The 13,216-nt window shown below is 58.0% G+C and carries 15 protein-coding genes; 8 read left to right on the forward strand and 7 right to left on the reverse strand.

What is annotated here, in order from left to right; genetic code table 11:
* Window positions 1-72: 72 nt before the first annotated feature.
* Both pyrG and secG read right to left on the reverse strand, forming a co-directional pair.
* Entirely contained in the window at window positions 73-1,716 is a 1,644-nt protein-coding gene (gene pyrG, locus AC2FJF_RS00925) for a CTP synthase (RefSeq protein ID WP_496722128.1), read from the reverse strand.
* Window positions 1,717-1,874: 158 nt separating this feature from the next.
* Complete coding sequence (gene secG, locus AC2FJF_RS00930) at window positions 1,875-2,240, reverse strand: preprotein translocase subunit SecG (protein ID WP_058276104.1); 366 nt, start codon at window positions 2,238-2,240, stop codon at window positions 1,875-1,877.
* 150 nt (window positions 2,241-2,390) lie between these two features.
* Here secG and nthA point away from each other — a divergent pair, with 150 nt between their 5' ends.
* The 5 genes from nthA (at window position 2,391) to AC2FJF_RS00955 (ending at window position 5,761) form a co-directional block, all read left to right on the forward strand.
* The gene (gene nthA / locus AC2FJF_RS00935) at window positions 2,391-3,005 is read left to right on the forward strand and encodes a nitrile hydratase subunit alpha (RefSeq protein ID WP_496722130.1); all 615 of its coding nucleotides are present in this window, start codon (window positions 2,391-2,393) and stop codon (window positions 3,003-3,005) included.
* Entirely contained in the window at window positions 3,002-3,679 is a 678-nt protein-coding gene (nthB, locus tag AC2FJF_RS00940) for a nitrile hydratase subunit beta (protein ID WP_496722132.1), read from the forward strand. Before nthA ends, nthB begins: the two co-directional genes overlap by 4 nt.
* Window positions 3,676-4,011 carry a nitrile hydratase accessory protein gene (locus tag AC2FJF_RS00945; protein ID WP_496722133.1) on the forward strand — a complete coding sequence of 112 codons (336 nt, stop codon included), beginning with the start codon at window positions 3,676-3,678 and terminating at the stop codon, window positions 4,009-4,011. Before nthB ends, AC2FJF_RS00945 begins: the two co-directional genes overlap by 4 nt.
* 215 nt (window positions 4,012-4,226) lie before the next feature.
* Entirely contained in the window at window positions 4,227-5,519 is a 1,293-nt protein-coding gene (locus AC2FJF_RS00950) for an adenylosuccinate synthase (RefSeq protein ID WP_496722134.1), read from the forward strand.
* Window positions 5,519-5,761: a DUF2842 domain-containing protein gene (locus AC2FJF_RS00955; protein ID WP_496722135.1), complete on the forward strand. Its 243-nt coding sequence runs from the start codon at window positions 5,519-5,521 to the stop codon at window positions 5,759-5,761. The genes AC2FJF_RS00950 and AC2FJF_RS00955 overlap by 1 nt, the downstream gene beginning before the upstream one ends.
* Before the next feature lie 73 nt (window positions 5,762-5,834).
* Here AC2FJF_RS00955 and AC2FJF_RS00960 read toward each other — a convergent pair whose 3' ends face one another.
* Entirely contained in the window at window positions 5,835-7,466 is a 1,632-nt protein-coding gene (locus AC2FJF_RS00960; RefSeq protein WP_496722137.1) for a hypothetical protein, read from the reverse strand.
* A 151-nt stretch (window positions 7,467-7,617) separates the two neighbouring features.
* On the opposite strand from AC2FJF_RS00960, the gene AC2FJF_RS00965 reads away from it, so the two are divergent.
* Window positions 7,618-8,295: a thiamine diphosphokinase gene (locus AC2FJF_RS00965; protein ID WP_496722139.1), complete on the forward strand. Its 678-nt coding sequence runs from the start codon at window positions 7,618-7,620 to the stop codon at window positions 8,293-8,295.
* Here the strand turns inward: AC2FJF_RS00965 and AC2FJF_RS00970 are convergent.
* Genes AC2FJF_RS00970 through AC2FJF_RS00985 form a run of 4 tightly spaced genes read right to left on the reverse strand, consistent with a single transcriptional unit; the run spans window position 8,240 to window position 11,705 of the window.
* Window positions 8,240-9,154: a DMT family transporter gene (locus tag AC2FJF_RS00970; protein ID WP_496722141.1), complete on the reverse strand. Its 915-nt coding sequence runs from the start codon at window positions 9,152-9,154 to the stop codon at window positions 8,240-8,242. The genes AC2FJF_RS00965 and AC2FJF_RS00970 overlap by 56 nt on opposite strands.
* Window positions 9,155-9,193: 39 nt before the next feature.
* Complete coding sequence (locus tag AC2FJF_RS00975) at window positions 9,194-9,604, reverse strand: GFA family protein (protein ID WP_496722143.1); 411 nt, start codon at window positions 9,602-9,604, stop codon at window positions 9,194-9,196.
* A gap of 24 nt (window positions 9,605-9,628) precedes the next feature.
* Window positions 9,629-11,002, reverse strand: coding sequence for an L-serine ammonia-lyase (locus AC2FJF_RS00980; protein WP_496722959.1), 1,374 nt, complete (start codon window positions 11,000-11,002; stop codon window positions 9,629-9,631).
* Between the two features lies 1 nt (window position 11,003).
* Window positions 11,004-11,705, reverse strand: coding sequence for a glutathione S-transferase family protein (locus AC2FJF_RS00985; RefSeq protein WP_496722961.1), 702 nt, complete (start codon window positions 11,703-11,705; stop codon window positions 11,004-11,006).
* 167 nt (window positions 11,706-11,872) lie between these two features.
* Between AC2FJF_RS00985 and rpiA the strand changes: the two genes are divergently transcribed.
* Together rpiA and AC2FJF_RS00995 are read left to right on the forward strand one after the other, a co-directional pair.
* The gene (rpiA, locus tag AC2FJF_RS00990; protein ID WP_496722144.1) at window positions 11,873-12,658 is read left to right on the forward strand and encodes a ribose-5-phosphate isomerase RpiA; all 786 of its coding nucleotides are present in this window, start codon (window positions 11,873-11,875) and stop codon (window positions 12,656-12,658) included.
* A gap of 23 nt (window positions 12,659-12,681) precedes the next feature.
* A complete protein-coding gene (locus tag AC2FJF_RS00995; RefSeq protein WP_496722146.1) occupies window positions 12,682-13,128 on the forward strand; it encodes a hypothetical protein in 447 nt (148 codons plus the stop codon).
* Window positions 13,129-13,216 lie beyond the last annotated feature (88 nt).

Below are 13,216 nucleotides of genomic sequence, written 5' to 3' on the forward strand. Positions count from 1 at the left end.
CTGCTTGTTCAAATAGTTAGGAGGTTACACCCCACAAAACAATGCGGGGTGACAGTCCGACACAGACACCACTTAAACGAGGCGCGAGGTGTCTTTCGCTGCGCGCACAAAGTCGCGGAACAGGGGGTGTGGATCAAATGGCTTGGACTTCAGTTCCGGATGGTACTGTACGCCGATGAACCACGGATGGTCTGACCATTCTACGATTTCCGGCAGACGGCCATCGGGCGACATCCCCGAGAAGTTCAAGCCAGCTTTTTCCAGCTTGTCGCGGTACTTGATGTCCACCTCATAGCGGTGCCGGTGGCGTTCTTCGATATTGGTGCCGCCGTATACCTCTGCCACTTTCGAGCCATCGGCCAGTACCGCGTCATAGGCGCCCAAACGCATGGTACCGCCTTTATCGTCACCGACCTTGCGTTCGACCTTGTGATTGCCCTGCACCCATTCTTTCAGGTGATAAACAACAGGCTCAAAACGTTTTTTGCCCGCTTCGTGGTCGAACTCTTCTGAGCCCGCCTCTGTGATGCCAGCGGCGTTGCGGGCTGCTTCGATTACAGCCATCTGCATACCAAGGCAGATTCCCAGATAGGGCACTTTGTGTTCGCGCGCGTATTGCGCGGCTTTGATCTTGCCTTCGGTGCCGCGTTCGCCAAATCCGCCGGGAACGAGGATCGCGTGGAAACCTTCCAGATGCGGGGCTGCGTCTTCGGTATCAAATACCTCGGCATCGACCCATTCGACCTTGACGCGAACCCGGTTGGCCATACCGCCATGGGTCAGGGCCTCGGCAATCGACTTATAGGCATCTTCAAGCTGAGTGTATTTTCCAACGATGGCGACTTTGACTTCGCCTTCGGCATTGTGGATGCGGTCGCTGACGTCTTCCCATTTGGCCAGATCGGGCTTGGGGGCAGGGCTGATCTGAAACGCATCCAGAACCGCCTGATCCAATCCTTCGCGGTGATAGGCCAGCGGGGCGTCATAAATGGTCGACAGATCCTGTGCCGCGATCACGCTGTCGGGGCGCACGTTACAGAACAACGCCAACTTTTCGCGTTCTTTGACCGGGATGGGACCCTCGGAGCGACAGACCAGAATGTCAGGGGCCAGACCGATCGAGCGCAGCTCTTTCACCGAGTGCTGGGTCGGCTTGGTTTTCAGTTCGCCCGAGGCTTTGATGTAGGGCAGCAGGGTCAGGTGCATGAACAGGCATTGGCCGCGCGGCTTGTCCTGGCTGAACTGACGGATAGCTTCAAAGAAGGGCAGGCCTTCGATATCGCCGACGGTGCCGCCAATCTCGCACAGCATGAAATCGACCTCATCCTCACCGATCGAGATAAAGTCTTTGATCTCGTTGGTGACGTGCGGAATCACCTGAATGGTCTTGCCCAGATAGTCGCCGCGGCGCTCTTTCTCGAGCACGTTGGAATAAATCCGACCTGAACTAACCGAGTCGGTCTTGCGGGCCGCCACGCCGGTGAATCGTTCGTAGTGACCAAGATCCAGGTCGGTTTCGGCCCCGTCATCGGTCACGAACACTTCGCCATGCTCGAACGGCGACATCGTGCCGGGGTCAACGTTCAGATAGGGGTCCAGCTTGCGCAGACGCACCGAATACCCTCGGGCCTGCAACAGCGCGCCCAAAGCCGCCGAAGCCAGTCCTTTGCCCAAAGACGAAACCACACCACCAGTGATGAAAATAAAACGCGCCATGTTTTCGGCTGCTCCCGTGAGACGTCAAAATCAGCTGCCCGACGGTTCCGAAAAACCGCTGCACCACGGGACTTCACATATAAAGGATTCGCGCCAATAGCGCAAGAGAACCGCAAGATGCTGTTGCAGTTCTCTTTCAGGTTTCTAGGTTTTGTGGATCAGTTGGCTTGTGGGATCAGCGGCGCGTTGTCGCCATCTGCCGGAGGCAGCAGATCGTCAGCCGACGGAACCGCAGGTGTGCTTTCCTCGGTTGGTGCCGGGGCCGGAACGCCCAAACGGTCGATCACCGAACTGCCCGAGGATTTCTGAGCGGCCAGAATGGTCAGCGTGATTGAAGTCACGATGAAACAAGCGGCCAGGATCCACGTCACCTTGCCCAAAGCAGTCGCTGCGGCGCGTCCGGTCATGGCGCCGCCGCCCCCGCCGCCCATGCCAAGGCCACCGCCTTCGGACCGCTGCATCAGAACAACGGCAATCAGGCCCAAGGCCAGGAGGAGGTGGATGATGAGAACGACGTTTTCCATGGTGTTCCTGTACAGCGTGGCGTGTATCGCGTGGTACTTATGCAAGTTTGCCAGCGGGGGCAAGTGAGGAGTTGGCATCAAGATCGGTGATGTTCCGGATCACGGCAAAGGGACTGGACAGCATGGCCGCACCTCGCGCAGGCTGCGGCCATGCCACATGATGATCACGACCACCCGCACACCCTTTTGCCACCTGATCCTGCGCTGCGGGTAAAGGCGCTGGAAACGATTCTGACTCGCAAGGGACTGATCGATCCGGCGGCGCTGGATGAAATTATTGATACCTATCAGAACAAGATCGGCCCGCAGAACGGCGCCCGCGTCGTTGCCAAAGCCTGGACTGACCCGGACTTCAAAGCCGCGTTGCTGAAAGATGCCACATCGGTTGTCGCCGATCTGGGTTATTACGGGCGTCAGGGCGAACACATGGTTGTCGTCGAAAACACACCTGAACAGCACAACATGGTCGTGTGCACCCTGTGCAGTTGTTACCCGTGGCCGCTGCTTGGTATTCCGCCGGGTTGGTACAAATCAGATGCCTATAGGGCGCGGGCTGTGCGTGAGCCGCGCAAGGTTCTGGCTGAGTTCGGGGTGACCCTGCCCGAGACGTCCTCGGTTCGCGTTTGGGATTCGACGGCCGAGGTGCGGTACCTTGTACTTCCGATGCGGCCAGAAGACACGGATGGCTTAACAGAAGACGAGTTGGCGGCGCTTGTCACACGCGACAGCATGATCGGAACCGGTTTGCCAAAGGTGCCATCATGACCCGAGTTCACGATATGGGCGGGCGCTTTGGCGATGGGCCTGTGCTCCCTGAACCCGAAGATGCCCCGGTCTTTGCCGAAGACTGGCATGCAAGGGCATTGGCCGTAACACTGGCAGCGGGATCGCTTGGGCAGTGGAACATCGACGTATCCCGGCATGCGCGCGAGAGATTGTCGCCTAAGGACTACGCCCGTTTTTCTTATTACGAGAAATGGATTTCGGGGCTTGCGGACCTTCTCGTCGAAACAGGCGTGCTGACAGATGAGGATCTGCGCGGCGAGACAGACGGCGACAATCACCCCCTGGCAAGCCGCGTGCTGAAGTCTGACGCGGTTGCGAAAGTGTTGGCCAGCGGCGGGCCTGCGGATCGCCCTTCAAATGTGCGGGTGAAATTTGAACCGGGGCAAAAAGTTGTGACCGCCCGTCAAGCCGCGAACCGCCTTGTCGGCGGCGGGCATACGCGTTTGCCCATGTACGCCACCGGGGCAAAAGGGCGCATCCTTATGATGCACGGAACGCATGTGCTGCCGGACTCTAGTGCTCATAGGTTGGGGGATGCACCCGAGCCGCTTTACGCCGTGGTCTTTCCGGCATCCGAGCTTTGGGCCAATCCCGAACACTCGCAGGATGAAGTCGTTTTGGATCTTTGGCAAAGCTATCTGGAACTCGCATGAGCGACTGCATAACTCATACTGCTCCCGAACCAGCCTTCGCAGAGCCCTGGCACGCTCAGGTCTTTGCTGTGACGGTTGCCTTAAACGAGGCCGGACGGTTCGACTGGCCGGATTGGGCGGCGCGCTTTTCGGCCAGCTTGAAACAGAACGGTTTGGATCGCGAACTGAATGGAGGGGATGACTACTTTTTTGCCTGGCTGGAAACGCTCGAGGTGTTTTTGGCCGAGCAAGGTGTCGCAGCTCCAGATGAAGTGGTCCAATTTCGCGACAAGTGGGAAGAGGCTTATTTGACCACCTCTCATGGACAGCCGGTGCGGTTGGCCAAGGGGTAGGGGGCTCTGCACTCGTTGCCCGTGCCGGGCACTTCCCCCGGGGGTATCTTCAGCCAGATGAAGCGGGGGATCCGTTTCTTCACCTGGCCAAAAATATCCCCGCCGGAGGCATCGTGCGCAGCACGATCTCTGCATGCGTCGAATTACCGGTTTCCCTGTCGCTTTCCCCCCGTTATACGAGCCGAGTTTGATAACTCAGCGCAAAAGGACCGGATATGGCCAATGTGGTTGTTGTCGGCGCCCAGTGGGGTGACGAAGGAAAAGGCAAGATCGTCGACTGGCTCAGCGAGCGTGCAGACGTGATTGCACGCTTTCAGGGCGGACATAACGCCGGGCACACGCTGGTCATCGACGGAGAAGTATACAAGCTGCACGCGCTGCCGTCGGGTGTTGTGCGTGGCGGCAAGTTGAGTGTCATCGGCAACGGTGTCGTTCTGGACCCATGGCACCTAATCAAAGAGATCGGAACCATCCAGGCGCAGGGCGTTGAAATCACCCCTGAAAACCTGATGATTGCGGAAAACACACCGTTGATCCTGCCCTTCCACGGGGAACTGGATCGGGCACGTGAAAGTCAAAACTCGGTTGCGAAAATCGGGACGACCGGTCGCGGAATTGGTCCTTGTTACGAAGACAAGGTTGGTCGCCGCGTGATCCGTGTGGCTGATCTGGCTGACGATGCAACGCTGGCATTGCGAGTTGATCGCGCTCTGGTTCACCACAATGCGCTGCGAAACGGGCTTGGACTGGAGCCAATTGACCGAAATGCACTGATTGCCCAGCTGAAAGAGATCGCGCCAAAAATCCTACCCTTTGCCGCGCCGGTTTGGAAAGTGCTGAACGAAAAGCGCAAGGCTGGCAAACGCATCCTGTTCGAGGGCGCACAGGGGGCGCTGCTGGATATCGACTTCGGTACATATCCGTTTGTAACCTCGTCCAACGTCATTGCCGGTCAGGCATCAACAGGCGTCGGCATCGGTCCCGGTTCGATTGACTTCGTTCTGGGCATTGTCAAAGCCTATACAACCCGCGTGGGTGAGGGCCCGTTCCCAACCGAGTTGGACGACGACGATGGTCAGCGGCTTGGTGAGCGCGGGCACGAGTTCGGGACCACCACGGGCCGTAAGCGCCGTTGTGGGTGGTTTGACGCCTGCCTTGTGCGCCAGACCTGTGCGACCAGCGGTGTGAACGGCATCTCGCTGACCAAGCTGGATGTTCTGGACGGTTTCGAGACCCTGAAAATCTGCGTTGGGTATGAGCTGGACGGCGAACGTCTGGACTACCTTCCGACGGCCGCGGATCAACAGGCGCGCTGCAAACCGATTTACGAAGAGATGCCGGGTTGGAGCGAATCCACCGAAGGGGCGCGCAGCTGGGCGGATCTGCCGGCCAATGCCATCAAATACGTGCGCCGGGTCGAAGAGCTGATCGATTGCCCTGTCGCCCTTTTGTCCACCAGCCCGGAGCGGGATGACACCATTTTGGTGACTGACCCGTTTGCAGACTGATGGCAGAGGAACAGAAACGAGGCCTCAGCTATAAAGCGCGCCGTCGCTGGTCACTAGTGCTGCTGCTGGTTGGGTTGCCTCTTTATATTGTGGCGGTCGTGACGGTTGTGAATTGGCTAGACCGCCCGCCGCTCTGGCTTGAGCTGCTAGTCTATATCGGTCTGGGCATCGTGTGGGCCTTGCCTTTCAAATTCGTGTTCAAAGGCGTTGGGCAAGCAGACCCGGATCAGTCGCAAGACTGAGAGGGCGATTCATTTCCCGTACAAAAAAGGGCCGATGATTGCATCGGCCCCGTTTCTTTTGATTTTCTTAAGTTCAGCCTGCAGCGCGCTCGTCATCGGGGCGGAACCCGATCTGTGTTGAGGCGGCAAAACGACCACCACCGGCTTTTTCGATCTTGCCGTCCCGAAGCAATTGACCGAACGAGCGCAGGCTTTCTTCGCGGTTGAAGTCGTCCTGCTTGAGTGAGCGGATCTTATTCATCAGCTGCGGGCGCGAGAATTGTTCCTGACCTTCGATGAACGACAGGTAAGCGGCGGCAGCCTCTAACAGGTCAGGCAGAGATTGTGCACCTTGTTCCTGTGCAAAAAGGGCAAAACCACCTTCTTCGTTGGAATCGTCGGCTTCGTCTTCTGATTTGGACGTGACGCGGCGGGGGGTCACGGGGCCGGCGTCCTGTTCATTTGTGTCAACCCGCTGTTCTGCAACCAGCTTCAAGGGGGATGAAGTGTCGGATTGCGGGCGCATGCTGGTGACTTGAATCTCGGGGCGGCGCGGGCTTACGACCGACGTCAGATCGCCACGATATCCGCTTTCTTCGGAGTCTTCGTCCCGCGGCTGGTTCCCGCGCTCAGCTTCGGTCGCAGCGACTGCCGTGCGCAGATGTGAATATGTTTCGCGCTGCGTGCTGGTCGCCGGGTCATCCATCTGGCTGTCCGCCTTGTCCATCAGGCGGGACAAATCCTGATCCAGGGCCGTTTCGTTCGGTGATTGACCACCCATTGCGGCCTCAACCTTCGAGATCTCGCTTAGAACATTGGCCTCATCCTCGGCGGTCAGATAACCCTCTTGGGTCTCTGCGACTTCATCTATCAGATCCTCTTCGGTCTCTTCGCTCAGGATATTGACGGGCTCATCAGTTTCGGTCGTTTCCTCAAGATCGGTGAACAGCGCCGAGGGTGCAGGCGCCTCTTCCTCGTCTTCATAATCTGCGTCCTGCTGCATCGAGAATGGCTGCACGGATTCTACCGGTTCTTCCGTTGCTTCGGCCTCTGCCGCTGGCGCTGCCACGGCGGGGGTATCCGCGATTTCTTCTGCTTCAAAAGCCGGTGCCATCGGTTCAACGGCTGCGTCAGCCTTGTCCGTTTCCGAAAGGTCCGATGCGTCGAGCGAGCCTGCCTCGAACGCGGCGGCGATCGCATCCATCGGTGCAGCTGGCTGATTACCCAGGCTTGCGTCCTCGTCTTCTGTATAAATCACCGAGTTTTCTTCGGAATGCGAAACGACGGCGCGGATGCGCTGCAGTTTGGCGGCAATGCTGTCCGCAGCCGGGGCAGGCGCGCTTTCGACCGGCTCGGCGTCAGCGAAAAACGAGTCGGCCCCTTGTGCAGGGGGGGTGGCATTGGGGCTCATCACATGGGGGTCTGTTTGCGCAGCGGTTGTAACCGCAGCAGGGGCTGGCTTTGCAGCCTGCTGGGTTGCACGCAGCAACAGGCCGGAATCGCTCTGGCTGGCTTCTACATGTTTTGCGGCGTCGCGCTGTGCGATCCGGGTCAGCATTTCTGCGTCAGGTTGCGGGGGTTCAGAACCAAAATACCGATCATCGGCAGAAAGATCGCGGAAGTATTCAGCGATTGCCTTCATCGTTTCGAATGAATCGTCGAATCCTTCCAAAGTGCAGGAGAAGGTTCCATAAGAAACGGTCAATACCTTGTTGTTCTGTACCATCAGACGCACGTCCTCTACAAACTACGAGAGCCAACCACCTTATGCAGGCACACCTATTGGCTCGGAACTCTTTGCATGAACCTATCATTTTGTGGTCTCAATGTGTCCAAATCCGGAAAAAATGGTCAATCTAAGTAAAAAACGCCCAATTGTGCGGTCATTTGAGCCAATTGCACTGGTCGGAGGCGGGGAAATCGGCCCTGACGACCTAAATGTGATGCTGATTCGCGCCAAGACGGTTGTGGCGGCCGATGGTGGGGCCGCCCCTTTGGTAGAATCAGGTCGCATTCCGGATGCCGTGATTGGCGATTTCGATTCGCTGGACAGCCGGCACAAAGACCAAATTCCGGTGGACCGGTTGTATCCTATACGGGAACAAAACAGCACGGATTTTGACAAGGCTCTGCGCAGCATCGAAGCGCCTGTCGTGTTGGGGGCCGGGTTCCTGGGCGGGCGGCTGGATCATCAGCTTGCTGTTCTTAACACATTGGTCCTGAGGCAGGATCGCCCCTGCGTCTTATTGGGTGAGACTGAGGTCGTCTTTCACGCGCCGCCGCGGGTTTCCCTTAGTATCACACCCGGCGATGTCGTTTCACTGTTTCCGTTCCAACGGGTAACCGGTGCCAGCAAAGGCCTTGAATGGGCCATCGACGATCTGGTTATGGAACCCGGCGGGCAAGTAGGCACATCCAACCGTGCGCTGGCAGATGTTGAGCTGACGGTGGATGCGCCGGGATTGCTGGTGATGGTGCCAAGGTATGCGCTGGATCAGGTTATGCAGGCGTTTGTGTCGGGGCAGACCGGGCGCTGGCCCGCTCGCGCAGAATGACATACAGGCCCGCGGCGACGGTGATGCCGATGCCGACGGCGGCCATGCTGTCCGGAAGGTCATGGAAAATCAACCAGCCAAAGAACGTGGCCACTGGGATCTCAAGATATTGCATGGGGGCCAGCGTGGCGGACGGCGCATAGCGCAAGGACCAAGTCATGAACAGATGCGCGACTGTGCCCAAGACACCGACCCCGATCAGCAGCAGGTGGCTTTCGCGCTCGGGAACAATGAAGGACAGCTCCCAAATATTGCCGAGTGTTCCCAGCGCTAGAACCGGCAGCAGCAGAACCGTCGCCATCACTCCGGATACAGCCTGCAAGGCAATCGGATCGGTGTCCTTGGCAATCTGTCGTGTCACCAGCATGAAAAGGGCAAAGGCCACCGCAACGACCAAGGGCAACAGAGCTGCGGCGCCAACCTGAACAAAGCTGGGCTGGATGACCAGCAGAGTGCCCGCGAACCCGACACCGCAGGCGATCAGGCGGCGCATACCAACCTCTTCACCCAGCACGCACTTGCCCAGCAACAGCATGATGAAGGGCATGACAAAGGCGATGGCGACAGCGTCCGCCAGCGGCAGGTACTGCAGTGCGCTGAACATTGCCGCGATAGCAATGATGTGCAGAACTGTTCGGATAAGCGCCAGCCAGACAAGATGTCCGCGCATGCGCCAGTGCCGACCGGTCAGGGCCACCAAGGGTATCAGGATCAACGACTGAACGGCAAAGCGGATGAACACCAAAACGCCGACCGGTGTCGTCCCACCCAACAGCTTGGCGATGGAATCGCCCATCGGTGCAATCACGCAAAAACACAGCATCAAGAAGATGCCAAAGACGGGACGATCCTGGGTCATGCGGCGACGCTACGGGTTTTGGCACCCGGTTGAAAGCGTCTATGAAATCGTCTGCACCTTTGTGTAGTCGGGTCCGATGCAGACGGGCAGGTCGTCATCCAGTTTCAGCCAATTCAGCCGTTCCTCATGAGCCACGTGCAGTGTGGGCTGCAATTGATTGGGATCCTCTAATGTGGCGACATACAGATGCAGCACGTCCGACATGGCTTGCGATCGAAACGAGATCGGCGTGCCGCAATCGGGACAAAAGCTGCGCTCGACACCGGGCGAGGAATTAAAGGTTTTCGGCGGCTCGCCAGTCCAGCGCCATTGCCCGTCGCGCACGCCAAAATAGGTCGTCATCGGGGCCGCACATTGCCTGCGGCAACTATCGCAATGGCAGCTCACGCAGGACAGGACCGGAGGATCAACCTCGTAGCGGATGGTGCCGCACAGGCAATGTCCTTGCATCGTTGACCTCCGTTGCTTTCACTGTCAGCAGTTTGGCACGTTTACGGCCAACCCGCCCAGAGACGTTTCCTTGTACTTCTCATGCATATCATGCCCGGTCTGGCGCATGGTTTCGATCACTGAATCCAGCGGTACGAAGTGTTTCCCATCGCCACGCAGCGCAAGTGAAGCAGCCGAGACAGCTTTGATGGCCGCCAAACCGTTGCGTTCGATGCAAGGAACTTGCACCAGACCAGCGACCGGGTCGCAGGTCATGCCCAGATGATGCTCCAATGCAATTTCGGCGGCGTTTTCGACCTGCTCGGGCGTACCACCCATCACAGCGCAGAGGCCCGCTGCAGCCATTGCCGAGGCGCTGCCAACTTCGGCCTGACAACCGGCTTCTGCACCCGAGATCGAGGCGTTGTATTTGACCAGCCCGCCAATGGCCGCTGCCGTAAGGAGGAAGTCCTCGATATGGCTTTCCGAGGCACCCGGAACGTGGTCGAGGTAATAGCGCAGTACGGCAGGCATCGTACCAGCTGCCCCGTTTGTGGGAGCAGTGACGACTTGCCCGCCAGCCGCGTTTTCCTCGTTTATCGCCATCGCATAGACGCTCATCCAGTCGTTGATGGTGTGCGGCGCGTTCAAGTTCATACCCCGTTCGGCCAACAACGCGTCATGGATGCCCTTGGCGCGGCGGCGCACTTTCAGGCCGCCGGGCAGAATGCCATCCGTCTTCAGTCCACGTTCGATACAGTTGTTCATGACTTCCCAAAGCCGGGCGGTGCCTTTGGCGAAACTGTCCGCACAGCCACGCGCGATTTCATTCTCGCGCTTCATCTGGGCGATGCTTTTGCCGCTAGCGTTTGCCATCTCAAGCATTTCGGCCGCCGAGTGGAACGGGAAAGGCACGGCAGGGCCGTCATTGGTGGATTTGCCTTCGGCCAGTTCTTCCTCGGTCAGGACAAAACCGCCGCCTACGGAATAATAGACCTGCCGCAGGATCACGTCGCCCTGCGCATCGGTGGCCATCAGGATCATCCCATTAGCATGGCCGGGCAGGTTGTGGTCGTAGTCAAAGATCAGATCGGCCTTTGGATCGAATTGCAGGGTCGGCAACCCCTCGGGCGTGACTGAGTGCGTTTCAGCAATAGCAGCCAACGCGGCCTCGGCCTTGTCGTTGTCATAGGTGTCAGGAACAAACCCGGCCAGCCCAAGGATCGTAGCCCGGTCTGTTGCGTGACCTACGCCAGTAAAGGCCAGCGATCCGTGCAGCGATCCGCGAAGACCAGCGAATTCAAACGGTGAGGCGCGCATCAGGTCCAGAAACCGAGCGGCGGCAACCATCGGCCCCATTGTGTGTGACGAGGACGGGCCGATGCCCACTTTGAACATATCAAAAACAGACAAGAACATATCAGGTAGCAGAGCCTTCTGGAGGGTGAGCATAAGATGGGCTGGTGAAGGGGGTAACCCCCAACCCCTCGGCCGCGATGGCAGCCCGGGTTGCGGGACGGCTTTCCAGGCGCATCAGAATGGATTGCAGGTATGGCGTATCCGCCAATTGATACCAACTGCGATCAGCGCGCTCCGGGTAAAGGGCCATCCACCTCATCTGGCAGGCAAGGTAGTATGTAAGAACCGAGGGCTGATCCGCGTTCAACCAGCTGGGCGCAGTTTTGGCCACGTCATCCAGAACCCGAAGATGTTGGCGCAGGCGCGGGCGGATACCGTTGCGCAAAGGTTCAGCATGTGCCGGATCAATGTATTTTTCGGCATAGAACAGGATGCGCAGATCGGCATGTAACGTGTTCGACGCGAAGAAAAGCCATTTCAGGAACGCAGCCCGATCCGGGTTGTCCGCAGTGGGGGCCAGTTGCGCATGCGTATCTGCCAGCCACAAAAGGATGGCGGCTGTTTCAAAGATCGGGCCGTGCGGCGTTTCAAGAACAGGGATCAGACCGTTCGGGTTCAACCCTCTGTAAGCCGCGCCATCCTGTGCGTTTTGCCGACGATCCACCAAAGCCGTCTCATAAGGCAGGCCCATCTCTTCCAGCACCAGTCTGATCACCAGAGAGGCATTGTCGGGGGCAAAGTGCAATCTGTAGGGCGCGTTCATGGGCTGTATGTATACACCAGCAGAGATGTCGAACGTCTCGATTGCGACGTTTCCAATAGGAAACGCGTAGTTTCGCGACAAGTTGGCCTGTTGGATCGGCGAATTGGCGCTCGCAGTTGGGTCGGACATTCCGTATAAATTCCGCAATACCAAGGGGGAATGCAACAATGACCGGAGATTTGTCACCTATAGACAAAGCCAAATATGCCGCGGCGCGGCAGGCCGCTGACATGGTTCAGGACGGGATGCGCGTTGGGCTGGGCACCGGATCAACGGCCGCCTGGATGGTCCGCCGTCTGGGAGAGCGGGTGCAGCAGGAAGGTTTGCGGATCAAGGCTGTTCCGACCTCAACCCGCACCGCGCAACTGGCCCGTGAGTTGGGGATTGAGGTCGTCTCGCTGGATCAGGCGGGCTGGCTGGACCTGACCATCGACGGCGCAGATGAATTTGACGGCGATCTGAACCTGATCAAAGGTGGAGGCGGCGCGCATCTGCAGGAAAAGATTGTAGCCACGGCCAGCGATCAGATGATCGTTATTGCAGATGCCGGGAAAGAGGTCGAAACGCTGGGCGCATTCCCGTTGCCGGTTGAGGTGATCCCTTTTGGCTGGCAGACCACGCGAACTCTGATTCAAGAAGCGCTCGATACGATGGACGTTCTTGGCACTTCGGCGGTGTTGCGTATGAACGGCGAAGCACCGTGTGTCACGGACGAGGGCAATCACATTCTGGACCTTCACCTTCAGCGCATCGGAAATGCCAGGCAACTGGCGCTGGTGCTGAATCAGGTGCCGGGTGTGGTCGAAAATGGTTTATTCATCGACATCTGTGACAAAGTTGTGATCGGCCACGGCGATGGCCGGGTCGAGCTGCGCGATATCAACGATGGAATGGTCGACTTGGATCATTTGGTCGATGGTGGTGAAAACCTGTTTTCGGATCTGGCGGATTGAGTGTTAAGCCCACAGAATTCCTAATGTCGCGCTCGACCGCACTTTGGCGCGCGCCTGCTGGGTTCTGGTTCTTGTTGTTGATGTGGCTCATCATGTTGCAAACGTTGTCCGGTGATATAATGAACGTTGCTTGGCAATTGGCAGGCTTACTATTGATAACGGCGTTGCTAAGTATTTCCTTTGCCGGTTTAGTTGGGGTATTGCGGGACCCTCGTTTGGTCATCCTGACTGATCATGCGCTCAGGTTTCGCGCACTGAACACCGTCTATCGCTCCATCCCCTGGTCCCGCATTGACACGATTGAAGTGGGGCCTTCACGCGATTTCTGCCTTGTTCACTTCAACACGACAAAAGATCGGCCAAAGACGATCCGGTTACCGTTGAATCTGCTCGACGGTTCTATATCTGAACGATTGCTTGCAGCGTTGCAGCAATTCCCAGTGGAAGTTCGTGAAATCACGGGTGGCTAGCCAACCATGGATCACTCTGGACAGCAGCGCGAGATAGAGTACACCCCATGCAAGGCCTGCGGGCGCTTGCGGAAATTTGAAAGAGGCG

It is taken from the genome of Ruegeria sp. CDSB013, from assembly GCF_059611165.1.

What these genes read in the sequence shown, in the direction of transcription:
- AC2FJF_RS00950 (WP_496722134.1), top strand. Translation starts at nt 4,227, where the DNA reads ATGGCCAATGTGGTTGTTGTCGGCGCCCAGTGGGGTGACGAAGGAAAA.
- AC2FJF_RS00995 (WP_496722146.1), top strand. Translation starts at nt 12,682, where the DNA reads ATGTCGCGCTCGACCGCACTTTGGCGCGCGCCTGCTGGGTTCTGGTTC.
- AC2FJF_RS00985 (WP_496722961.1), bottom strand. Translation starts at nt 11,705, where the DNA reads ATGAACGCGCCCTACAGATTGCACTTTGCCCCCGACAATGCCTCTCTG.
- AC2FJF_RS00975 (WP_496722143.1), bottom strand. Translation starts at nt 9,604, where the DNA reads ATGCAAGGACATTGCCTGTGCGGCACCATCCGCTACGAGGTTGATCCT.
- AC2FJF_RS00970 (WP_496722141.1), bottom strand. Translation starts at nt 9,154, where the DNA reads ATGACCCAGGATCGTCCCGTCTTTGGCATCTTCTTGATGCTGTGTTTT.
- AC2FJF_RS00960 (WP_496722137.1), bottom strand. Translation starts at nt 7,466, where the DNA reads ATGGTACAGAACAACAAGGTATTGACCGTTTCTTATGGAACCTTCTCC.
- pyrG (WP_496722128.1), bottom strand. Translation starts at nt 1,716, where the DNA reads ATGGCGCGTTTTATTTTCATCACTGGTGGTGTGGTTTCGTCTTTGGGC.
- nthA (WP_496722130.1), top strand. Translation starts at nt 2,391, where the DNA reads ATGCCACATGATGATCACGACCACCCGCACACCCTTTTGCCACCTGAT.
- AC2FJF_RS00980 (WP_496722959.1), bottom strand. Translation starts at nt 11,002, where the DNA reads ATGTTCTTGTCTGTTTTTGATATGTTCAAAGTGGGCATCGGCCCGTCC.
- nthB (WP_496722132.1), top strand. Translation starts at nt 3,002, where the DNA reads ATGACCCGAGTTCACGATATGGGCGGGCGCTTTGGCGATGGGCCTGTG.
- rpiA (WP_496722144.1), top strand. Translation starts at nt 11,873, where the DNA reads ATGACCGGAGATTTGTCACCTATAGACAAAGCCAAATATGCCGCGGCG.
- secG (WP_058276104.1), bottom strand. Translation starts at nt 2,240, where the DNA reads ATGGAAAACGTCGTTCTCATCATCCACCTCCTCCTGGCCTTGGGCCTG.
- AC2FJF_RS00945 (WP_496722133.1), top strand. Translation starts at nt 3,676, where the DNA reads ATGAGCGACTGCATAACTCATACTGCTCCCGAACCAGCCTTCGCAGAG.
- AC2FJF_RS00955 (WP_496722135.1), top strand. Translation starts at nt 5,519, where the DNA reads ATGGCAGAGGAACAGAAACGAGGCCTCAGCTATAAAGCGCGCCGTCGC.